The sequence below is a fragment of the Cyclobacterium xiamenense genome (assembly GCF_009467825.1).
GTDB classification, from domain to species: Bacteria; Bacteroidota; Bacteroidia; order Cytophagales; family Cyclobacteriaceae; genus Cyclobacterium; species Cyclobacterium xiamenense.
Window position 1 is genome coordinate 98,751 of the sequence record NZ_WIOK01000007.1, and the last position, 23,306, is coordinate 122,056.

Consider the following 23,306-nt stretch of genomic DNA (forward strand, 5'->3'; position numbering starts at 1 on the left):
CAAGGTATCATCATGCGCCCATCCAATGTGCACGTCCAGCGGCAAGGAGTTTCATCGCTTTGCATCAACGGGTTGTATTTCCGGCTGACCAGCGAACACCTTAGGGAGTAGAGGCTTGCGTGTCCGATGTTTTAGAAACAGGAATAAGTGTCTGACATTTTGTTTACAAAAAAAACGCACGAAATGTATCGGATATTATTTGTTAGATTATTTATTTTGTATTTTATCCAGGGATAGTTTAGTCAGGTTTATACCGGTTAGTTCCTAACGCTTTCTGACAAGATAAATGCGTTGAGGGCGTTACGTATGTATTCCATTGGATAACACTATGAGGAAAACGGCTGAAAGTGGATTAACTATGTTTTAAATTTTTGTTTTTTTGTATGATGGTTCCTAGAGTTGTTCTATTCCAATTGGTAGTATATATCATTATTTTCATGTCGAGTGCTGTGCTATCCTATGCGGTCGAGAAAAAGCCTGATTCGCATGGTTCGTTAATCGAGGAGCCTTATTACGCATTGCTTGACTCTTCCCGCGCCTTTTTACACAAAGATTTAAGGAAATCACTTTATTTTGCCGATCAGGCAAGGGGCTATGCAGATTCGTTGGAACAACCCGACTTATTTGTCAAATTGTTCAATCAGTATGGGAGAATTTATTTTAGAGGTGGATTGTCGGATATTTCTACGGAATATTATCTGAAAAGCTATGAAATAATACAATCTGCAGTAGATCTTCCGACATCCGATCGTTTGAGCACCCTTTTGGGTATGGGAATCAATTACCTTTTTCTAAGGAATTACGATAGAGCCGAAGATTATTTTCTTCAGATACAAGAGTTATTAGAAACCCTTCCCGAACCTGACTACAAGATTCTTTCAGCGGTTATCAATAACCTTGGCATTATCTACAGAGAAAGAAATGACTTGGTACAAGCCAATAATTGTCTGGACCAGGGAATAAAAAAAATCGCGAAATTCGACCCTGAAAATGAAAACCTTGGTAACCTATACAATAATCTTGGTTTAGTCTTTGCCCAAATGAAGAATTATGAAGCTGCTCTGGAAACGTTTGCTTTTGGTGGAAAGGAGGCACTTCGGAAGGACAATATTCATGCATTAGCCACCAACTACAGCTTCATAGCAAAAACATACAGGGAAATGGGCGATGCAACCTTGGCGATCAGGTACGGAAGACGAGGCAACCAACTAGCAGCAAAGGGGGAAATATTGGTAGTACAGCATAACTGTAGTGAGTTATTGGCCGACCTGTATAAGGAAATGCTGATGCCCGATTCTGCCCTGTTTTTTTTTGAGGAGAAGGAGCGTTTGTTCAGGGAAATTGACCAAAGCAAGGCTGAACAGAACCTCCTCACCCAAAGCCTAAAGGAAATGCATGCGCTGGAAATGGAAAAGCTGGTGGCGGAATCAAAAAATAGTAATAGGAAGCTTTTTTCATTCTTACTGATTACCTTTCTGATTTTGGCAGTACTCATTTTACTTTATGTCACTATCCGGAGAAGATACCATCGTGTACGTTTGGAAAGGAAGAAGTTACTGCTTGTTTTCCAGCAAAGAGAGCGCGAAAGAGAACTCTTGCAGGCAAAGATTCAAGAAAAAAGCAAACAGCTTACGACCAAAATGCTCTATGAAACCAAAAGGCAACGTATTATCAAAGATACGGTAGATAAACTGGTAGGTAATAGAAATGAATTCTCAAAGCAAGGAAAGAAAATTGTCAGCAGCATCGTTGGCGAACTGAGTCAGTTTGATCAGGATAAAATTCTTTCAGAGTTTGAGGTTTCCTTTTTGGACCTGCACACGGGTTTTTATAAAAACCTTTTGGATTCCTTTCCAAACCTTAGCCCTAACGAAAGGCGACTTTGTGCCTTTATCAGACTGAATCTAAACAGTAGTGAAATATCGGCACTTACCGGGCAGAGTAAAAGCACCCTCAATATGGCGAAAACCAGGCTGAGGAAGAAATTGGGTGTTACCCACAGCAATGTGGATCTCTACGACTTTTTGTCCAGGTTTTGATTTTTTAATGAGTGTATTAGTTTTTTGACAAATAAACTTTTTGTGCGTACAAGATGGCATTGCCAACACCCTATATGTAGAAGTATCGGATAGCTCCTGGCTTATTTTGGGTCGGTTGAATCTGTCGACGTATTCGTTGATGTAAGGTCATTACGGAATGGTAGGCTCCACTTGGCCGGGCTTTGAACACCATTATTGTAGTACACGATGGATTTTGACAAAGTTTTCACACTTCTCGCCTTCGTTTTCATGGGTCTTGTTGGGAAAATGGGTTTCTATCCCCTTACAACCACTCCGGTAATCGAGTTTATTTACTTGTCTCATTTTCAATAAAGCTTTCGTTTGAAGCATATTTGGGAGTATTTATTTGACCTACGCTAGCTCAGATTATTTAATCTAACTCATTAATAATTAGTCAGTAATGAATTTTTGTTACGAAAATGTTATCGCATTTTTTTACTATGTAATGCACTTGTATCTACCCCTTTTTGTTTTTTTTGCGCTGAACGCTTTTTATTTGTGACTTAAATAAACAGTCAGGCGGTGCCGAGGTAGCTGGCCAATCCCGATGGATTTTCGTTTTCGGTAGATTCTCAGCGACTTCTGAGTAATAGGTGCATGAAAAGTTAGCTGGATTGGATGCAGATATTGGTAGATCAGTGGATATATTGAAGCAGGTTTCTGTCACCGAATATGAATGGATTTGCCTAACCAAATTTCAAATGAAATAGCGTATGTTTGGCTACCCTCAGTGAGTTGACTAGTAAGCCATGCGGGACTTTGAGGGACCGGCGAATAAATTAATTGCGAAAACATAGAGATATAAACTATATTGTTAAAATATTTTCATCACCACAGGTGATATAGAGCCTTTCGGTCATTTTAGCTGGTTTAAGGAGAACTTGAGGTGTTGAGATTGAATTCTGTTTGGATCGGAGAGTAGAGACTGATTTATTCGTTAAAAATTTAAATTACTGCGTAAATAAGATATGAGAAAAGTGAAATTCTGCCGGGATCGCTTCGAAGAAAGTCGCTACAAAGAGCTTCTCTCACAGATCTACAGTGCAAATGACCCACAAAAAATATCGGTAAATCTGCATCCTGAACAGCTAATGCTGGTATCAGGGGTACGCTGTGCGTTGGAGGCGCTGGAAAATAGGGAAGATCATCTGACAAATGAATTGCTAAATCGGGATACTATCGAGGATTGTTGCGGGGCATGGGCGGTACTGAAAAAATTGCAATTGTTCGTTAACGATATGGTGCAGTATGCGAACCAGTTTACAAGACAAGGTATGGGAAATTACATCAAATTTTTACCAGAGCAAGGCCGCCAGGTCATCAACGAGCCATTTGGTAGTGATTTGGTCTGTATGGATGCCCGGAACTACCGGGCGGCGCGGGCGATCTGGAATTTATCGAAAAATGGGCTGGGTCACGCTAAAGAGTCAGTAAAAGGGCAGGGGGTGTCTCATGGATAATCGTGTGCAGGTACGGATCTCAGGTAAAAACCCGGAAGGACAGAAACGGATATTTGAGATCATCAGGGAAGCCCTTGAATCGAATGGGTACCGTACGATAAACGTGAATGCATCGTCTTGGGCAACCGACCGCCTAATGGCTTATAATGAAGCACATGATGTAGATTTGGAGTCGGTATATGAAAAAGCTACGATGACATCTAATAGTTAGGGATTAAATTTAGGTGTTGAATCTAATCATTAACCCCTAAAAACTGTCAGATGAATACAGAGACGGAAGTAATAAAAAACAAGGTAGGTTTGTTACAATTAGCAGCATAAGTAGGAGATGTTCCCGAGGCTTGCAAACTTTTCGGTTACAGCAGAGATAGCTTTTACTGGTTCAATGAGCGCTACGAGCAGGGAGGAGAGCTGGCGCTGAGGGAACTTAGCAAAGGGACACCAAATCTCAAGAACCGCATCGAGGCAGAAATAGAGGTTGCAGTGATAAAGTGTAAAGTTTTTAATTCATCCTACGCGATTCGTACATCCCCTTCCGGTTTCTGTCCCGGTTGCCAGGGCCGGCGAGAACCTATGCTGCCAGCTGGAGTAGGCCCGCGCTGGCGTTCCTCCGACGTTTGAAAACAACTGCAGGGAGCTGACGAGCGGATCGAGTTTGTAGAAAGCGATGTTCGCCGCGCGGAAATAATACCGATTTTTTTTGAAGAAAATTTGGAGATAATTTAATTTTTTAGTTATTTAATCACTTCTTGTACCAACCATTGCTAACCAACCCTTTGCATACCTGTATACTATGGCTTCCTACTCATCGATTTATTGCGGCGTTTTGTTTTTTTTCATTTTCCTAAGTTGCCAATCCCCCGAGGAAAAAAGCGAGGAAATACCCATGGAAACCTTCCGGGACGAGGTGCAGGCGACCACGGTTCGGGTGGGGCAATCGGAGACCAAATCCTTCGACTACCTGATCAACGCCACCGGAAAAATCGAAGCGGCAAACGAAGTCATGGTGATTGTCGAGCGGCCGGGATACCTGCTGGAGGTTTTGGTCGAGGAGGGGCAGCCGGTGCAGGCGGGTCAGACCATCGCCCGGCTGGACAAAACCGACAGCCAAATGGAATGGGAGCGGGCACAGGTGGAGTTGCGCTCGACCACGGCCGAGTACCAAAGCCGCCGAATTGCTGCCGATGTGGAAACCACGCTGTTGGATTCCCTGGGAAATGCAGAACGGGACGAGTTTTGGAAAGCCTCCAGTGGACTTCTGAGTGCGCAGATCGCCGTAAGGGAGGCGGAAAGGAACCTGGAGAAAACCGAAATCAAAGCCCCGATTGCCGGGGCGGTTGCGGACTTGCAGGTCAGAAAAGGTAGTTTGGTCAATACCGGCGATGAGGTTTGCCTGGTGCTCAGCACGAATCTGCTGGAGATGAAAGTGAAAATCCTGGAATCGGATATTGTTTTTGTAGGGAAGGGGCAGAAGGCGGAAGTGTATCCGGTTTCTGGTTCCGGCGATGGGATTTCCGGCACGGTAAGCAGCATCAATCCCAAGGTGGATGAAAACGGATTGGTACAGGTAACGCTTAGCCTGCAACAGGGAGGCAGGCTGCTTCCGGGGATGAATGCCCGGGCGGTGATTCGCGCGCCGCAAAACAATAGCCTGGTCGTTCCCAAAGAAGCCGTGGTATACCGATCCGGCAGGCCGGTGGTTTTCACGATTGAAAACGACGAGGCCATTTGGAACTACGTGGAGGTGGGTAAGGACAACGGCCGGGAGATGGAAATCCTCGATGGCCTGATGGCCAGTCAGCAAGTAATTATCAGCAATAATGTTCAATTGGCGCATCAGGCTCCGGTACAGGTGATAACAGACTAAGGTATGGTTAGATTTTTATTGGCTCGACCCATCGCGGTAGGCATGACCTTTCTGGCGCTGCTTATCTTCAGTCTGATACTTTTCCGCACCCTGCCCATTGCCTTGTTGCCGCCGATCGATGTGCCCCAGATTGTCATCAAGGTAGATTACCCCAATACTTCGCCGGAGTCGATTGAGCAAAATGTGTTGCGCCCCATTCGGGAGGGGATGGTAACCCTGGATGGGCTCGAAGACATGGAAAGCGAAGCGGGCTCGGAGGTGGGCAGCGTACGGCTCACCTTTGATTACCGCACGCAGATGGAACTGGCCTACATTGCGGTGAACGAGAAGATCGATCGGTTGACAAACAGTCTACCGAATGACCTCAGCAGGCCCCGTGTGGTGCGCATCAATACCAACGACATACCCATTGCCCGGCTACAGGTGATTCCACGAGAAGGGGTTGATTTTGCTGACGTGTCGCTACTCACGGAAAACGTGATCAAAAAGCGCCTGGAACAGTTGGATGGTGTGGCTCTGGTGGACATTAACGGGCGACAGGACCGGGTGATTTCCGTCAGTCCCAACAAACCCCTGTTGGCAGGCCTGGGCATGACCGAGTCGGATTTGATCCGGGCGATCGAGGCGGGAAACAGTGAGTTGCCCGGAATCAGCATGGAGGACGGTCAGTTTCGGTATTATTTGCGTCTGGCAAGCAGGCTGGAAACCCCGGAGGATATCCGCAACCTCCCGGTACGGGGTCCGTCCGGCAACACGGTGACCCTGGGCAAAGTTGCAGAAGTCCGGCATGACCTGGCCAAACCCACCGGCTTTCATTTGTTCCAGGGCAGGGAGGGGCTGGTCGTTACGGTCCACAAACAAACCGCTGCCCGAATGAACGAAATCATGCCCCTGGTGTACGAGGCGCTGGAGTTGTTTAAAAAGGACTATCCGCAAGTGGATTTTGCGCTCACCCAAGATCAGTCCACGCTGCTCAACGCGGGTATCCGCAACCTGCAAACCAGCCTATTGTTTGGCGGCTTGTTTGCTTTTGGGATTTTATTTGTTTTCATGGGTAATTACCGCACGCCGATCATCATCGGTATCAGCTTGCCAGCCTCTCTGGTGATCGGTTTTGCCGTTTTTTATTTTGCGGGTATTTCCATCAATGTCATTTCCTTGAGCGGCCTGGCCCTGGGGCTCGGAATGCTAATTGACAATGCCATCATTGTCCTTGACAACATCAGCCGTAAACGAAAAGAGGGATTGCCACTCTTTGAGGCCTGCGTCAACGGAGTAAACGAGGTGATGTCCGCATTGATTAGTTCGGTTCTTACCACGCTGGCAGTTTTTGTTCCCCTGGTCTTTCTTAGCGGAATAGCCGGCGCACTTTTCTACGATCAGGCGGTATCGGTAGCCGCCATTTTATCGGTTTCGCTGCTCGTGGCCTTTGTTTTATTGCCCCTGTTGTATTACCTGTTTTTTAAAAACGAATCCGGTCAGCGTTCCAACGAGGACAGTCGCGTATTTTTGCTGCTGTTGGCCGGATACAAAAAGGTATACCGATTGCTTTTTGCGAATCGGCGCTGGTCACTGGCGATTTTGCTGCTGTTGATTCCGGTTTTGCTGGCTACGGTTCGTTTGTTGGAAGTGGAAGGACTGCCGCCGATCGAGAAATTTGATAGCATGGTCTCCATAGACTGGAACGAGCCGATCAATGCAACCCAAAACAAGGAACGCATCCTTGACTTACTCGACGAGGAGGAAGGCGCGTATGAGTGGGCGGAAAGCGATGTGGGCCTGCGGCAGTTCCTCCTGCATGAGGGGAACAATGCCATCCAACAGGCCGACCTGTTTCTGATGTTTGAAAACGCAGCCCAAAAAGAGGAAGTAAACGCCCGGATACTGCGCCGGCTGCAAGGGCAATTCCCTCAGGCGGCGATAGAAATTCAGGATGCCCCCAATGCATTTGACCAGTTGTTTTCCTCGGACCGCCCGTTTTTCGAACTGCGCTGGAAGGACCTGGCCTCGAAGCGACCTGTCCCGGTAGCCGAAATGGATCCCTGGTTGGCATCTTTTCCGGTTTCCGGCTGGGCAAAAGGACCGGGATTGCAAAAAGGAGCTTCGGTAGTTTTTCGTACCCATATGGAAAAGTTGGCCCTCTATGGGTTAGAAGGTCAACAATTAGTAGAAAAGATTCAACAACTTTTCGGCAATTACCTGATTACCGATATCAAACGCTTTGGTGAAATCACCCCAATTTTGCTGGTATACGAGACCCTGGATTTTCAGACCCTGCTGCGAACCAATTTTCTATATGGAGAGGAAGGAACCCCCTATGCATTGGATGAATTCATCGCGGTTTCTTACGACGAGCATTACAAATATGTTACCGCAGATCGATCGGGGATTTACCAGTCATTGGCCTTTGATACGCAGCTGACGCAGCAGGAAGAGAATCGCGTTCGGGACTGGGTGACGGATAAAAACCTATCGGCGGACTTTGGCGGCCAATATTTCAAGGACCGGGAAACCATCCGGCAGCTGGTTGGGATCTTGCTGGTTTCGGTATTGTTGTTGTATTTCATTCTGGCAGCCCAGTTTGAAAACTTTCTGCAGCCCTTGATTGTGATTTTTACGCTTCCTCTGGGAGTAGGGGGTGCTTTTCTGCTTCTTTGGCTTAGCGGCATTTCCCTGAATGTCATGTCAGCCATTGGGTTGGTGGTCATGCTGGGCATCATGGTCAACGATGCCATTTTAAAGATTGACACCATCAATCGCTTATCGAAGCAATACCTCTTCGAAAACAAGGAACCCGCAGCGGCTTTGGAAATGGCCTTGTACAAAGCGGGAGAAATCCGGCTGAAACCCATCGTGATGACCTCCATTACCACCATTCTGGCGCTGTTGCCCGTTCTATTCAGTACCGGTTTGGGAGCGGACCTGCAGAGGCCCCTGGTGGTTTCGGTGATCGGTGGGCTCACCATTGGAACCTTTACGGCCCTGTATTTTGTACCGTTGGCCTATTGGTTTTTGGGTAGCAAGGGGAAATAGCCTCGTTAAGCATTCCAAAAAATACCAGGGGATCTTTGGCGAATGGGGTGTAGATCCATCAAAAATACTGAATGGTATCCAATACCTCTCTACCTCTGAGCGAAGGTGCCGGAAGCAATTTAGGCTAGGCGGGGCTATAACATTTGATATTATTTAGTACCTTTACCATACCAAGTAAGTGTTTGTGCCAGGTAATTGGAACACTTGGATTTTTATTCCCGCAACAGTAAGCCCATAACACAATAAACATATGAAAATTTTAATAACAGGAACCGCCGGATTTATCGGCATGCATTTGGCTGAAAAGTTATTGGAACGAGGAGACGAGGTAGTTGGGCTGGACTGCATCAATGACTATTACGATGTACAACTGAAATACGACCGGCTGAGAAAAACCGGTATTGATCCCGCATCGATTGACTACGGAAACCTTGTTTCCAGCGAAAAATATCCCGGGTACCGGTTCATACAGCTGCAGTTGGAGGACAAGGAGGGTGTGATGAAGTTGTTTGCGGAGCAGAAGTTTGATAAAGTAGTGAATCTGGCGGCCCAGGCAGGCGTCCGGTATTCCCTGACCAACCCGGATGCCTACATTCAGGCCAATATTGTTGGGTTTTTGAACCTTCTCGAGGCATGCCGTCACCACCAGATCAAGCATTTGGCCTATGCCTCTTCAAGTTCGGTCTATGGGACGAATACACACATGCCATTTTCTACCGCCCATAATGTGGATCACCCCGTGTCGTTGTACGCAGCTTCCAAAAAATCGAATGAGCTAATGGCACATACCTACAGCCACCTTTTTGGGCTTCCTACCACAGGCCTGCGCTTTTTTACGGTATATGGACCATGGGGCAGACCAGATATGGCACTATTTCTGTTTACAAAAGCCATATTGGAGGATAAACCCATTCAGGTCTTTAACTTCGGAGAGATGAAGCGTGATTTTACGTACGTGGACGATATCGTCGAAGGCGTGGTTCGGATCGTGGATCGCCCTCCGGTGGCTGACCCCACCTGGGATCCCGATACCGGGGATGCGAGTAAATCCAAGGCACCCTACACGGTGTACAACATCGGAAATTCGAATCCGGTTCGCTTGATGGATTTCATCCAGGCCATCGAGGAATCGCTTGGGAAAGAGGCGAAAAAAGAAATGCTTCCCATTCAGCCAGGGGACGTACCGGCAACCTTTGCGGACACCACACCACTGGAAAAAGAAATTGGCTACAAACCGGCAACGTCGGTATCGGACGGGATTCAACGGTTTATAAACTGGTACCGAGACTACTATAATGTGTAAAAATATTCAGGTTTGGTTTAAATTTGATGGCAGAATATGAATACTGTAAATCCTTTATGTCTATTTTTGTAAAAACTTTCCTATTATGACGATTTTTCTTTCCACTGCTACCTCTTTTTTCTTTGGATTTTTAATGACCCCGGTGTTGATCATGATTTTGAAACGGATCAATTTTATGGAGGCGTCGGGTGGAAGAAAAATTCATGCCGGTAGCATTCCCTCGATGGGAGGCATCGCCATTGTATTTGCATCTTTTCTCGGGCTCTTCGCCTGGCTTAGTTTTGATCAAATTGTGGAGACCAGGTATTTTCTTGTGGGGCTCGGTATCATGTTTTCTGTGGGGCTTCGGGACGATTTGATTGAACTAACGGCCTTTCAAAAGTTGATTGGGCAATCCATTCCGGCATTCTTCGTGATTGTAATGGCCGATATCCGAATTTCCGGATTGTACGGTTTTTTAGGAATATACGAAATCCCCTACCTCGCCAGCGTGCTGCTTACCTTCGTGGCGATTTTGGTACTTACCAATTCGTTTAACCTAATCGACGGGGCAGATGGCCTCGCGGGCTCCCTGAGCCTGGTGACGCTAACCATTCTGGGATTTTGGTTTTATACGGTTGGAATGGTTTCTTACAGTCTGATTTCGTTCACCCTGGTGGGTGGCGTATTGGCCTTTTTGGTATTCAACTGGCATCCGGCAAAAATATTTATGGGGGATACCGGCTCGCTTAGTCTGGGGTTCGCACTTACCGTATTGGTGGTCCTGTTTGTGGACAAGACCGGTACCATGGCTCCCTGGGAGGGGTTAAAACTGCACGCCCCCTTCGCCGCAGGACTGGCCTTCTTGATTGTCCCCGTGTACGACACGGTACGGATATTTATCAAACGAAGCATGAAGGGTAAATCTCCCTTAAAGCCCGACAAAAGCCATGTACATCACTTTCTTATCCGGATGGGATTGAGACACAATCAGGTAGCATTGACGCTTGGCACCGTAAAATTGCTATTTATCGCATTGGTGTTCCTGGGAAGCTCCCTGAACGACCACATCCTTTTCCCCACGTTGGCATTAGCGGCCGTTGCGCTGGGCATTTGGATGGACAAACAAACCCTTCGAAGTATCAAGACGAACTGCAAAAAAATGCCAAGTTTGTCCGAAAAGCACCTTCGCAAGGAGCGGAAGCGTTTGGTACGGCGACGGAAGCCCGAAATCTCAAAAAGTGTATTTTCCGACAATGAAATCAACATGAACTAACCGCGCCTGATTAAAATGCCGGGTAGTGAAAAAAAGCCGTCATCTGCATAAGATGACGGCTTTTTGCTGGTATCAAACATCACAAATCTCGACACCTTGCTTCAGCGAAGCCAATTTATCGGGTCGCTTGGGGATAAACTCCTGACCCACATAGCCCTGGTATCCGGTATCCAGAATGGCTTTCATAATGGCCGGATAGTAGAGTTCCTGGGTTTCATCGATTTCATTTCTACCCGGCACCCCTCCGGTATGGTAATGGGAAATGTAGGGATGGTAGGCCTTGATCGTGGCGATTACGTCGCCTTCCATGATCTGCATGTGGTAAATATCGTACAGGAGTTTGATGTTTTCCGAGCCAACCGCCTTGCACACCTCTACCCCCCAGGCGGTGTGGTCTGCCTGGTAGTCTTTGTGGTTGACTTTGCTGTTCAATAACTCCATGCATAGGATAACCCCGTATTTTTCGGCGGTAGGCATGACTTTTTTTAGCCCTTCGGCGCAGTTCTTTATGCCCGTTTCGTCATCCAGGCCGTTTCTGTTGCCGGAAAAGCAGATGATTTGCTTGTACCCCGCTTCGGCCACTTTGGGGATTACTTCCTCGTAGCTCTGGATCAATTCGGCATGCAGCTCTGGATTGTTCCATCCCCTTTCTATTCCCATGCCCGCTCCCCAGGGCATGGCACAGTCCAATCCGTAAGATTTTAGGACGGGCCATTCTTCCGGACCAGCCAGTTCGATGGACTTCAGGCCGATGGAAACGGCGGCTTTGCACAGGTCTTCAAATGCAATGTCGTTGTAACACCAACGGCATACGGAGTGGTTGATGTTTCCTTTTAGATTATCAGGAAGTCTTTCCTCAGCAGCCATTAGACGCTGGGAAAGGCCGGGAACGAGCATTCCGGCAAGGCCAGTGCCGGCTAGTTTTTTTAATGCCCTCCTTCGGGGGTTATTTTCGGTTTGTTTCATACGTGTTGGAAATAAATTAGGATTGTTTTTTAAGTGACATCAGGTAGGCGACCAAATCGACTAGCTCTTCGGTGCTCATGGTTTTTTCCAGACCGGCCGGCATCATCGAATGCTCCATTTGTTCCATGCGCTGCATATCCGCTGTTTTTATCGGAATGGTGCTGCCACCGGGTACCTTCAATTCGATATCGGTTTCGGTCTGACTGGCGATAATCCCACCCATACTGCTGCCATCTTTCATTTCAATAAGGTAGCCCTCGTAGCCAAAACTAATGCCTGCGTCCGGGTGCAGAATGGAGATGTATTGCGCCTCCTTGGATAGCTTGCTGCCAATTTCCGTCAGCTTGGGGCCAAAGTCCATCCCAATAGCTCCCACCTGGTGGCACACCGCACAATTGTTTTTGAAAACCACCAATCCTTTTTCAACCGAGCCTTCCATGGCTAGTAATTCGTTCATTGGGGGGAGTGGGTTTTCCTCGTCGGAAGCATTATCCAGGTAACTGGCCGCTTCAGCCCGTACACTTTTTCTCCAGGCCCGGCTTACGCCCGTTACCGCCGAGGGAATCAGGTTTTCCGGAAGCTGTTCCGCTCGTAGCAGTTCGAGGATTCGCTCTTCCCCTCCATAGCTACCACCGATGGCAGCGGTAGCTTCCTTTCGTACTGCCAGGGAAAGACGGTCGTCAAACGCCATTTTTTCCAGCATACCCAGGGATTCTTTCGATCCGATTCCCCGCAGCACCGCTAACATGGGATAGACCTTTTCTTCTTCGCCGCTGTATAGTACCTCCCGGATTTGGTCCGCCCCATCCTGCCGAAGCAGTACGGTAGCGGCAGTCTTGCCCAGGTTATTATCGCTCTCTTTCAATGCCAGTTGCAACAGCCTGGGGTTTTCGGAGCGCACGGCAAATTTCTGAACCAACTCGAGGTAGGTTTCCGTACCCGCGCTTTCTTCCAGCGCATCGGCCAAAACCGAGCGTACCGTAGCAGATTCATTCAGATACGCCGGATCAAGGTGGGTCAAAACCAGGTTATTCATTCGCTTGCTTTCTTCTTGATTTTCCTGGCGGAGTTGCCCCTCTTCCAGCATTTTGATTAGGGCCTTTGATTTTTTATCGGCATCTGGGTTAAAGTCAAAGGCACGAAAATACCGCAGTCGATCGTCCAGGGGTTTCGCAGGATCCGAAGCCAGTTGGGCCAGGTGATCCACGGCACTTCCCGTCCGCGATCTCCAGACAATGTCCTGATTTTTCTTTTTGCTAAGGTCAGCGCCGGTCTTTTCCAACCAGGCCGCGTAGAAGTCGGTCCACTGCCCCCTGGCTCCAATGCCTAGCGCTTCCAGGTACCAGCGGTCCTCCCCATCGTGTTGAACGGCCAGACTGGCCCAAAGCTCCGCGGCTTCGGGAGCATGCAATCCCCGCAAGGCAATGGCTGCTTCTCGTCGTACCTGGGGGTCTTTGTCCATAACCAGCTGCTTCAGCAGGGGAACCAGGTCCAGGTTTTCCTGCCTTGCTGCCCGGATGGCACTGATCCGAATATCTGGATGGGTATGTTCGAGGGCTTCGCGAATATACGTCTCACCGGTACCGTTCATTTTCGCTAAAAGCCAAAAGGCCCGTGCTTGAAAACGGGGGTTTTCATGGGTACGAAAAACTTTCTCCAGGGCGGGGGCGGCATCCTTGCCCATGGCTTTTAGGTTTTTCCACCCCTGGTAACGCATGGAAAGGTTCGGATTCAGTAAGGCCTCGATCGCACCGCTCAGCGAATTGATATCAATCGCCGGAATTTCGTAGGCCTGACCCGGTGTGGATACCCGGAAAATTCTGCCCCTGTCGAGGTCTCCCGCCTGATGCCCACCAACGCCAGGATCGTACCAATCGGCCACCATCAGGGACCCATCCGGTGCCACACAGAGGTCAGAAGGGCGAAACCACTGGTCTTTGTCCCCTTCCATAAGATTGACAATGGACGCACTATAACCCGCTCCGTCTTTTTCTACCGGGTAGGCACGGACCACGTTCGGACCTGCGTCGGTGTGGATAAGCTGATTCCAAAATACTTCAGGCAAGGCCTTACCTTCGTATACCACCATCCCGGTGGGAGAACCAGCCCCGGTTTGCAAGAGATTGGGGACCACTCCGGGATCGTTGAGATGCCAATGCTGCTGGGGTATTTCTTTTTCTTTGTTGGTGCGGTTAGCACGCCATCCGGCTCCTGTCATTTCATCCTTGTAGCCGAAATTGCCGTATTCCATTACATAGTTGATCCGGACCCCTTTGTTCCCGTCATCGTCGTTATCGGATTGCCACAGGGTACCATAGGAATCAACGGCCACTTCGTAGTTGTTTCGGAAGTTTTGTCCCAATACCTCGATGCCGGAGAAATCCGGGTTGCATCGGAATACCAGCCCTTCTTTGTACGAATCGGCATCGATGGGAGTACCGTCGGCATCGGTCAGGGTTCGGCCGTCTCGGTCTTGAATGGAGCCACCGGAGTTTCCAAAATTAAAGTAAAACTTGCCGTCCGGCCCAAAAACAAACGCATGCATCCCGTGATCGTGTTGCTCTCCGCCAATACCCGTAAACAGTACTTCTTTTTTATCGGCTTTATCGTCTCCATCGGTGTCGGTCAGCAACCATACATAGGGGCTTTGGGAAACGATGGCCTGGTTTCCCATGACCCAGATTCCCAGCGGCGCATTCAATTCCGGATCCTGGTAAAATACCGTGCTTTTGTCGGCTACACCGTCTCCGTCACTGTCCTCCAGGATGAGTATGCGGTCGCCTTCGTCTTTGGTTTCATTTCCGGTGATGGCAGGTCGGTAATTGTAGGCTTCGCATACCCAAACCCGTCCTTTGTGATCGATATCTATATTGGTGGGGTTGGTAATCATGGGTTCCGAAGCGAATAGCCTTGCTTCAAGCGATTCGTTTACCCGGATTCCAAGCAATGCATTTTCAGGCTTTCGTTTTTCTTCTTCGGTCAATTGATCGAAGGGGTGTGTGGCGGCGGTATCCGTCGCTTCTTTACACGAAAGGCAGACAAGTAGAAGGAATAAAACTCCCTTCAGGGAATGGAGATGAGCGGTTTTGGGCATGGTTCTGTGTTAGTTGACGCTTTTTCGCAATTTCATTGGTTGAATAAACAGAAAATTCCGATATTATTCCACTAATTTAACTGTTTTTTTGACAGTTATACCGGCCTTCATGGCGGGGGAGGCTGCTTTTTGCTGTTTTCATGCCTCCGCCTTTGGCGCAAGGCCAGCCGAATCCGGCAAGGGAAAATCCCTGGCCTAACGCACGTTAAACCACTTCATAAAATGGGTCTAAACAGACGAAAATTTATTCAACAAGCGAGTGCTGTTTCCGGGTTGCTGCTCATGGGTGGCCTGCCGGCTATTGGGCGGCCTCTTGCAGACAAGGTACGCGTCGGAATTGTCGGGGGAAGATTTGGAGCGACGTTTCAATTTCACGAACACCCCGACTGTATCGTCGAAGCGGTTAGCGATTTGCGCAAGGACCGGCGGGATCACCTGATGAAGACCTACCGCTGCGAGAAAAGCTATCCTTCCCTGGAGCAGCTGCTGACCGACCGGTCCATCGATGCGGTGTTTCTGGCCACACCGGCTCCGGACCACGCCCGGCATACCATTGCCAGCCTGAAAGCAGGCAAGCACGTGCTGTGTGCGGTACCGCTGGCCATGAGCCTGGAAGAATGCGAGGCAGTAAAAGAAGCGGTAAAGGAATCCGGCAAAATCTTTATGATGGCCGAAACCACGACTTTTATGCAAGGCACCATCACGGCGAGAAAATTCTACGAAGAGGGTCGCTTTGGCGAAATTTTCAGTGCGGCAGCAGAGTACAACCACCCCGGCCTCGAGGCGCTCTGGTTTGAAAACGGAAAGCCGACCTGGAGGCATGGATTGCCGCCCATGCATTATCCAACGCATTGCACGGCATTTTTGATCAGTGTGACCGGAGAAAGACTGAGCCGTGTGAGTTGCCTAGGTTGGGGAGAAGGCGAGGGGCTCCTGAAAGACAACCCTTACCAGAATCCATTCTGGAATCAAACCGCTTTCTTCCACACCAACCAGGGCCACCCGTTTCGGGTGGAGGTCAATTGGAAAGGGGCGCTGCGAAATGCCGAAAGAGGGGAATGGCGGGGAGAAAAAATGAGCTTGTATTTGCCCAGCGGGCATGCCGGTACCGGAACGCTAATCACGGAAGAAGAAGCGGAAGGAAAGGACGATGCCGGGTTTGTGCACACCAAAAACAAGGTAACGTCCTTTGAATTCCCGCGGTGGTGGGAGACGGAGATGTTGCCGGAACCCCTGCGCCACAACAGCGGTCACGATGGGTCGCACCCCTTTATTACGCACGAATTTATCCAATCCATTCGCGAGAACCGCGCTCCAGAGGTCGATATTTACGAGGCACTGGCCTACACCCTGCCGGGCATCGTTGCCCACCAATCGGCACTAAACGGAGGGGAGCTACTCCCTATTCCGAATTTTGATGATTAGCGGGCAGGGTGGAGTAGGCTCAGGTAAGCAGGAATAAAGTCCTCCAGACTTGTTATGGCCTCGCTCATGCCTAGATGGGCGGCGGCCAGGCGGTATAGGTCGGGTTTTTTCATTCCGGATCTTCGCATGGTCCGAATGGCCAGGGCGCCTTCCGATTTGGAAAGTTTCTGCGTGCCGTCTTTGAGGAGGGGGTGGTGAAAAAAGGTAGTTCCGGCTAGCGGCTGGTCCGGCAGGAGGGATGACAGGTACCCCTGTGCGCAAGTGGAGTCCCACAAATCCTCCCCCCTGACAATGAGGTCTATACCGAAAAAGCGATCATCTACCAGCGAAGCGACTTGGTAGGCGGGGTCCCCGTCTTTTTTTCGTACCACAAAAAAAGCCATGTCCTCCGGGATCTGGCAGTTCCTGCTAGCGGCAGGATAGTCCGTAAGCGCATACGTGACGTCGGGCCTCGTTTTCAACCGCCAGGCCAGGCCCTGCCCGATAAGGGATAGGTTTCGGGGTAGGCAATGGCCGGTATACCAGCCTTTGGGATGGTTTTTTTGGATTTTTTTTCGGGAGCAGTCACACGAAAAGAGCAGGCCCTGCTCTGCCAACGCATCCAGTAGTGTCTGGTATTGCGGCATCCTGCATCGTTGGGAATACCGGTTTTTCAGGTCGCTCAGGTCGCGCGGCCCTTCGTCGTAGGGGATTTCCAAAAAGTCAAGCGTATCGAAAATGTCTTGTATGTATTCGGTACGGACCCGTTGTTGATCCAGATCATCAATTCGTAGTAAGACCTTTGCCCCGTGCTTTTTTGCCAAACTTACCGTGATTAGAAAGGAAATGACGTTTCCCAGGTGCAGGTAGCCACTCGGGGTAGGTGCCAGTCTGGTTTTATGGAAGGTAGGAGTCACGCCAATTCACGAACTTCGTTGGTATTTGAGATGGAAACGGGCACAAACCGGGCAAACAGCTCTTCTTTGTACCAGCCTTCTTTCTTTACTTTTTGGATGATTTCCCGGTGGGCTGTTTGGTAGGCAAAAGCCTCCATTTTTTGCTGGCTCTGCCAGTAGCTGAAGGTGGCTTGTTCGATGGCCGGCCACTCTCCGATGCCCTTGGTAAACAGCAGGCCATCGGCTTTTTCTGCAGAGCGGCTGCTACCTGGGACAAACCGTAAAAACCGGGGAATTTTACGAAGTTTTACCCGGGCTCGGGTAATGACCATGATGGGGCCTTCGCTTGTCGCCTTCGCAGTCACCGCAAATGGCTGCTTCCCGTTCCAGCTTCCATGGCATTGACTACAGCGCATCCAATAGGTAAAGTTGCTTTTGCATTGCTGACTAAATCGCTTGTATATCTCCGATTCGGAATACATTCTGGCAAAAGCAGCATTTTTCCATACCAGAAGCAGGGCATAGGTTCGGAAATCCGGTTTGAGGGAAAACCCAAATCCACCGCCTGTGCCCATTAGCTTAAAAAATGACACGCCGTCCACTTGCCGAATAGGGGACAGCGCCAACTGCATTTGATTAAATGCCCACCAACGATTCCTTTTGGGGTATTCAAAAAAAGTCAGAGATACGATTTCTTGGTTGTCACTCATAACTGCAGATAAGGGCGCCGCTATCTAAACCAGCCCAGGGACGCAAGTATACTAAAGCATTTGGAGAAAACACATGGGCTTCCGAAAAATCAATCGAAAACCCGTTTGATAATAATCCGGATCAGAAGAATGGCCAGGGCAATAGTGGTTCCTGCTATAACAAATTCCATGGGCTGAGCGGTCCTGTTTAGTAAATGGGAATGGTGTCAGTAAACAAAAATCGGGCGGGTTTGGGTAATTCCGCCCCTTTCCGCGCTTGTTCAGCAAATGTAACCCGATCGCATGGGATAAAGTTTAGGAAATGCCTGTGAAAAGAAGGAAAACTAAACGGAATCTCCGTACTTCTCGTGTACCTTTGCTGCATGTAAATACAGGTATGGTACAATTAAAAACACGGCGATTTGCTGCGGGTGCGTTCTTTTTTCTAACAGGACTGTGTTTTTCCTCCTGGGCCTCACGCATACCCGATCTACAGAAAAAATTTCAACTAAGTGAGGGGCAATTGGGGTCTGTATTGGTGGGCATGCCGCTGGGTTCCCTGTTGGCGCTTCCGTTGGCCGCCTGGGCCGTTTTCCGTTTCGGAAGCAAAGCAGTGGTGTTGGCCGGGATGTCCTTTTATTTACTTTTTCTGCTCGGCATTGGAATCGCTCCCGATGCCTTCGTTTTGGCCATCATGGTCTTTATTTTCGGCATGATGGGAAATATGATGAATATCTCCCTGAATACGCAGGCCCTGGGAATTGAAAAAGATTACGGGAGAAACATCCTGAGCTCGTTTCACGGCCTGTGGAGTTTGGCTGGGTTTGTCGGAGCCGGTATCGGTGCCCTGATGGTGTACCTGGAGCTTTCTCCAGCAGACCACTACTTAATTATACTCTTGCTGGGAGCTGCAATGCTGGTGTATTTCGAGAAAGGCATTCTATCGGACGCCAAAAAAAAAGAAAGCGGTGGCGGGGGTTTTGTCTGGAAACGACCCAACACGACCCTCGCCCAACTGGGGATGGTGGGTTTTTGTGGCATGATGTGTGAGGGCTGCATGTTTGACTGGTCGGGCGTATACATGGCCAAGGAAGTAGGTGCATCGGCAGCGTGGGTGCCCAGCGGATACGTAGCCTACATGGGGGCCATGGCCTCCGGTAGATTTTTAGCAGACCGACTCGCCAACCGATTTGGCAAAATAGTCGTGTTGCAACTATCCGGATTCATGGTTTTTGCGGGGTTGCTACTTTCCGTCCTTTTTCCGGTTATTTGGATCGTCATACCTGCGTTTATTTTGGTGGGCTTCGGAACGGCAGCCGTAGTGCCGCTCACCTATAGCCTGGCAGGAAAATCATCGGCCTATGCCCCCGGACTTGCCATTGCGATGGTTTCCACCATCTCCTTTTTTGGATTTTTGTTGGGGCCGCCGCTTATCGGGTTTGTTGCTGAGCTGATCGGCTTGAAAGGATCCTTTGCCCTAATGGCCGTCGTGGGCTTGATGATCTCGTTTTGGGTCTGGATCGGCCGGGACAATTTTACCGCCGTTCCCTCCTGATTTCTGATCAAATTCATTTACAGATCGCTGGTATTGGTTTTTGAATTTTTATGCTTATTTTTACCAAAATTTAGTACCATACCAAATCGGTAGGTTTTATAGAATTAATAGAGAAGCAACATGCAGGAGTCATTGATTTCAAAAAAGGTTTATTCGAAGGAAGAAATTAGCGCGTTGAATGCCCGCTACCAACCGCTCAGCGTGGAAGAACGGGTGCTCCGCCTGTACGAGGACTTTGAGGCCAAAGAAGTGATGCTCACCAGTTCCTTTGCTGCTACCTCTGCCTTGTTGCTGAGTGTATTTTCGAAATGCAATCCCGAGCAGAAGATCTATTTTATCGATACGGGGTATCATTTTCCGGAAACATTGGAATACAAGAAAAAGCTTACCGAGCTCTACGGGCTGAACGTGGCCTCCGTAAGTGCGGGAAAGCAGGACCACGAATACACCACCATCAATCAGACCTGGAAATCGGACCCGGAACTCTGCTGCGCTATCAACAAAGTAAAGCCGCTAGAATTGATCAAAAGTCGCTTTTCCGTCTGGGTATCGGGTCTCATGCGTTGGCAGAGTGACCACCGCTCCAGCCTGGATATTTTTGAAGAGCGCGGCGGGATTTTGAAATTTTATCCCCTGTTGGATGTTACCGAAGAAGAGCGGGATCAATACATACACGAGCACCAGCTACCTTTTCATCCGCTGATCGCTTTTGGGTACCATTCCATCGGTTGCAAACACTGTACGGTGCCCGGAGCGGATCGCAGTGGTCGTTGGAACAATAGCCCGAAGACAGAATGCGGGCTGCATTTATAAGTGCCTGCGCTAAGCGGTCTTTTTCCAGGTTAAACGTTATTTTGACACAAAACCCATCCGATTGTTGGATGGGTTTTGCTTTTTCCATATTTTTCGACCCTCAAAAATAGCAATACCGTATGAAAGGAAATTTTATTTTCGTTGTGGCATTACTTGCCGCGATGGCATGCAAACCGGAAAAGAAAGTGGAGTTGATCGAGTCTACCACTTCCGCCTCACTGGACTCCCTGAGCCAGGCATTGGGTTGGCCGGAGGAGTTGGCGGTTCAGGCCTTTTCCGGACCGGAGCTTACGCCCAGTCCGGCCTGCTTGGCAGTTTCTCCCTATGGAGAGGTGTATGTGGGCGTAGACGCCATCGGATCCCTGGGCAAAACACCCGGAAAAGGCAGGATTGTCAAACTCATCGATAGGGATAACGACGGAAAAGCGGACGAGCATACGGTATTTGCGGCGGTAGACAATCCCCGGGGAATCATCCCTATTGGCGACAAACTCTACGTTTTGCATACCCAATTTTCTTTGGAAGATAGCCTGGCGACCGGGATGGATTTGGTCGTGTTTGAAGACAAAGATGGAGACGGGGTGGCGGATGGTCCTTCCGCTCCGCTGATACAGCACATCAGTTCTCCGAAGTTTTTGCAGGGTAGAGGAACGGACCATGCAACGAATGGTATCCGCCTGGGCATCGATGGCTGGATATACATTGCCGTTGGCGATTTTGGTTTTCACGGGGCCGTGGACCGGGACGGTACGGAAATGACCATGCTTGGCGGCGGCATACTGCGGGTCCGACCGGATGGTACGGAAATGGAAGTCTATACCCATGGGCTGAGAAACATATACGATGTGGCCATTGATCCGTACATGAATGTATTCACCCGCGGCAATACCAATGACGGTGGCGGCTGGAACATCCGGTTTATACATCAGATACAAAGTGGGGAGTACGGATACCCGGTTCTTTTCAAGAATTTCACGGAAGAGATCATTCCTGCGTTGGTAGATGTGGGCGGTGGGTCCGGTACCGGTGCCCTATTTATGGACGACTACCGATGGCCGGAAAAGTTCAATCAGGTACCCATGATGGCCGATTGGGGTCGGAGCCAGGTATACATTCACCGGGTGACGGCGGATGGCCCCTCCTATACGCAGGAGGAGGAGGAATTTTTCAAATTGCCCCAGGTTACCGACCTGGACATGGATGGAACAGGAAGGATGTTTATGGCGGCCTGGGACGGGGCCGGCTATTCCGGAAACGAGCAAAAAGGATATGTGGTGCGGGTCGTCCCCAAAGCCTGGGAATATTCCGAAATGCCCGATTTGGAAACGCTTGATACGGATGACCTGGTAGACTTACTTGGTGAAAGAAGCGCCACCATTCGATTGTATGCGCAGCAGGAATTGATCGCCCGAGACAGCGATGAGGCCGCCGATGAAGCACTTCGCCTTGCCAAAAAAGCCGGAGAACCTCTGTATGCGCGGGTGGCGGCCATGTACGCGTATGCTCAGCTTCGCGGCACGGCTGGTTTGGACAACCTGCTACCCTTGATGGAAGACACGGAAATGAAGGAACACGTCATCCGGGCAGTTACCGATAGAGCCGCGTACGTCGCCGGGTTGCCGGTTGAACCATTTATCGAAGCGATGGGTGACCCTTCGCCCAGGGTTCAGGCAGCGGCCATCATTGCCCTGGGAAGGATTGGAAAGAAGGAGGCGGTTCCTCACTTACTGGAAGTAGCCGTTCCCGATTCGTTCCAGGCTCCGAAGTTCGGCGAAGAAGGCCCCCATGCCCAGCCAAATGCGGCCATTATCCTGCCTCACCTGGCCGTCAGATCCCTGGTCAAACTGGAGGCAGACGAACCTTGCCTGCAGGCCGTAGGCACAGCCAATTCGGAATTGGCGCTGTGGGCGTTGCGCTACATGCACACCCAGGACGCCGTTTCGGGGTTAATTTCCCGGTACAACGGAGCAGGAACGGAGCAGATCGAGCTAAAGCAGGGTATCCTGAGCACCCTGGCCAGGCTCTACACCAAAGAGGCACCGTATGACGGCTCCTGGTGGTGGGGAACACGTCCGGATACCCATGGGCCTTACTACAAGTCCGTTTTGTGGGCGGCCTCCCCGGAAATCAAATCCTTGTTTCAACAGCTTTGGAATAACGGGAGTCAGTCCGATAAGGACTACATCGCGATGTTGAATCAGAAAAACCGCATGGGAATCCTGGAATTTGGCGGAGATTATGTGGTGACCGAGGTGTTGGAAGAGCCCGACGTAGATTTGGAAAAGATAAAAAATCAGAAGGGACAAATAGGCGCTTCCTCGATCGAGGATATCCTGCTGGCCATGCAGGAGATACCGGGAGAGGCGGTAAAAGGCAAAGCGATTTTTGAGCAACAAGGCTGCAAGGCTTGCCACAGCATCGCCCCAGGCGAACAAATGAAAGGGCCGTACATGGGCCAAATCGGAAGTATCATGTCCCGCGAGCAAATCGCAGAGTCCATCCTTAAGCCGGATGCATCCATCTCGCAGGGTTTTGCCACCGTGATGATTCAGACAAAAGACGACAAGACCTACGTCGGTTTTGTTACCGAAGAGAGTGCCACGCGAATCGTCATCCGAAATATTGCGGGACAGGCGTTTACGCTTGCGGCAGACAATGTAACGAAACGTACCGAAATGGAAAATTCCATGATGCCTGCTGGGCTTGCCAACTCCCTTTCCTACGAAGAGTTTGCCTCTCTGATTACCTTTCTTTCGGAACAGAAATAAGGGGGGCTACAAGAACGACCAAACGATAAAAGGCCTGTCCATAGCGGAACAGGCCTTTTTTGTGGTTCATTGTCCGGTCTTCGCTTCAGCCGTCAGGTAAGCCGGATTATACCGTTGTCCCAAAGTGGGATTTGTTCATGAAG

Annotated in this window: 14 protein-coding genes and 1 pseudogene; 11 read left to right on the plus strand and 4 right to left on the minus strand. The window is 49.5% G+C overall.

Annotated features, from left to right (window positions below; translation table 11 throughout):
- Window positions 1-437: 437 nt before the first annotated feature.
- The 7 genes and pseudogenes from GCU44_RS07125 to GCU44_RS07155 all read left to right on the plus strand — a co-directional run bounded on the left by GCU44_RS07125 (window position 438) and on the right by GCU44_RS07155 (window position 10,978).
- Complete coding sequence (locus GCU44_RS07125) at window positions 438-2,039, plus strand: tetratricopeptide repeat protein (protein WP_161993910.1); 1,602 nt, start codon at window positions 438-440, stop codon at window positions 2,037-2,039.
- Between the two features lie 989 nt (window positions 2,040-3,028).
- The gene (locus tag GCU44_RS07130) at window positions 3,029-3,520 is read left to right on the plus strand and encodes a hypothetical protein (protein WP_154855517.1); all 492 of its coding nucleotides are present in this window, start codon (window positions 3,029-3,031) and stop codon (window positions 3,518-3,520) included.
- Between the two features lie 342 nt (window positions 3,521-3,862).
- Window positions 3,863-4,141, plus strand: a pseudogene (locus GCU44_RS23535) (helix-turn-helix domain-containing protein); the annotation flags it as partial.
- Between the two features lie 172 nt (window positions 4,142-4,313).
- A complete protein-coding gene (locus GCU44_RS07140) occupies window positions 4,314-5,387 on the plus strand; it encodes an efflux RND transporter periplasmic adaptor subunit (protein ID WP_154855519.1) in 1,074 nt (357 codons plus the stop codon).
- Window positions 5,388-5,390: 3 nt separating this feature from the next.
- Window positions 5,391-8,420, plus strand: coding sequence for an efflux RND transporter permease subunit (locus GCU44_RS07145; protein ID WP_154855521.1), 3,030 nt, complete (start codon window positions 5,391-5,393; stop codon window positions 8,418-8,420).
- Window positions 8,421-8,670: 250 nt separating this feature from the next.
- Window positions 8,671-9,723, plus strand: a complete 1,053-nt coding sequence (locus GCU44_RS07150; RefSeq protein WP_154855523.1) for an NAD-dependent epimerase — start codon at window positions 8,671-8,673, stop codon at window positions 9,721-9,723.
- 85 nt (window positions 9,724-9,808) lie between these two features.
- On the plus strand, window positions 9,809-10,978 hold the full coding sequence (locus GCU44_RS07155) for a glycosyltransferase family 4 protein (protein WP_154855525.1): 1,170 nt from the start codon (window positions 9,809-9,811) through the stop codon (window positions 10,976-10,978).
- Between the two features lie 72 nt (window positions 10,979-11,050).
- Here GCU44_RS07155 and GCU44_RS07160 read toward each other — a convergent pair whose 3' ends face one another.
- Both GCU44_RS07160 and GCU44_RS07165 read right to left on the minus strand, forming a co-directional pair.
- Window positions 11,051-11,944, minus strand: a complete 894-nt coding sequence (locus GCU44_RS07160; RefSeq protein ID WP_092178493.1) for a hydroxypyruvate isomerase family protein — start codon at window positions 11,942-11,944, stop codon at window positions 11,051-11,053.
- A 16-nt stretch (window positions 11,945-11,960) separates the two neighbouring features.
- Entirely contained in the window at window positions 11,961-15,038 is a 3,078-nt protein-coding gene (locus GCU44_RS07165) for a PVC-type heme-binding CxxCH protein (protein ID WP_154855527.1), read from the minus strand.
- 222 nt (window positions 15,039-15,260) lie between these two features.
- On the opposite strand from GCU44_RS07165, the gene GCU44_RS07170 reads away from it, so the two are divergent.
- Window positions 15,261-16,463, plus strand: coding sequence for a Gfo/Idh/MocA family protein (locus GCU44_RS07170; RefSeq protein WP_154855529.1), 1,203 nt, complete (start codon window positions 15,261-15,263; stop codon window positions 16,461-16,463).
- Here the strand turns inward: GCU44_RS07170 and GCU44_RS07175 are convergent.
- Both GCU44_RS07175 and GCU44_RS07180 read right to left on the minus strand, forming a co-directional pair.
- Complete coding sequence (locus tag GCU44_RS07175) at window positions 16,460-17,359, minus strand: glutamate--tRNA ligase family protein (protein ID WP_206670815.1); 900 nt, start codon at window positions 17,357-17,359, stop codon at window positions 16,460-16,462. The genes GCU44_RS07170 and GCU44_RS07175 overlap by 4 nt on opposite strands.
- On the minus strand, window positions 17,356-18,048 hold the full coding sequence (locus GCU44_RS07180; RefSeq protein ID WP_154855533.1) for a spheroidene monooxygenase: 693 nt from the start codon (window positions 18,046-18,048) through the stop codon (window positions 17,356-17,358). The genes GCU44_RS07175 and GCU44_RS07180 overlap by 4 nt, the downstream gene beginning before the upstream one ends.
- A 376-nt stretch (window positions 18,049-18,424) precedes the next feature.
- Between GCU44_RS07180 and GCU44_RS07185 the strand changes: the two genes are divergently transcribed.
- From GCU44_RS07185 to GCU44_RS07195, 3 genes are all read left to right on the plus strand, one after another.
- Complete coding sequence (locus GCU44_RS07185; protein WP_154855535.1) at window positions 18,425-19,582, plus strand: MFS transporter; 1,158 nt, start codon at window positions 18,425-18,427, stop codon at window positions 19,580-19,582.
- 120 nt (window positions 19,583-19,702) lie between these two features.
- Window positions 19,703-20,395, plus strand: coding sequence for a phosphoadenylyl-sulfate reductase (locus GCU44_RS07190; protein ID WP_154855537.1), 693 nt, complete (start codon window positions 19,703-19,705; stop codon window positions 20,393-20,395).
- A 119-nt stretch (window positions 20,396-20,514) separates the two neighbouring features.
- Window positions 20,515-23,163, plus strand: coding sequence for a DUF7133 domain-containing protein (locus GCU44_RS07195; protein ID WP_154855540.1), 2,649 nt, complete (start codon window positions 20,515-20,517; stop codon window positions 23,161-23,163).
- The last annotated feature ends 143 nt before the right edge of the window (window positions 23,164-23,306 follow it).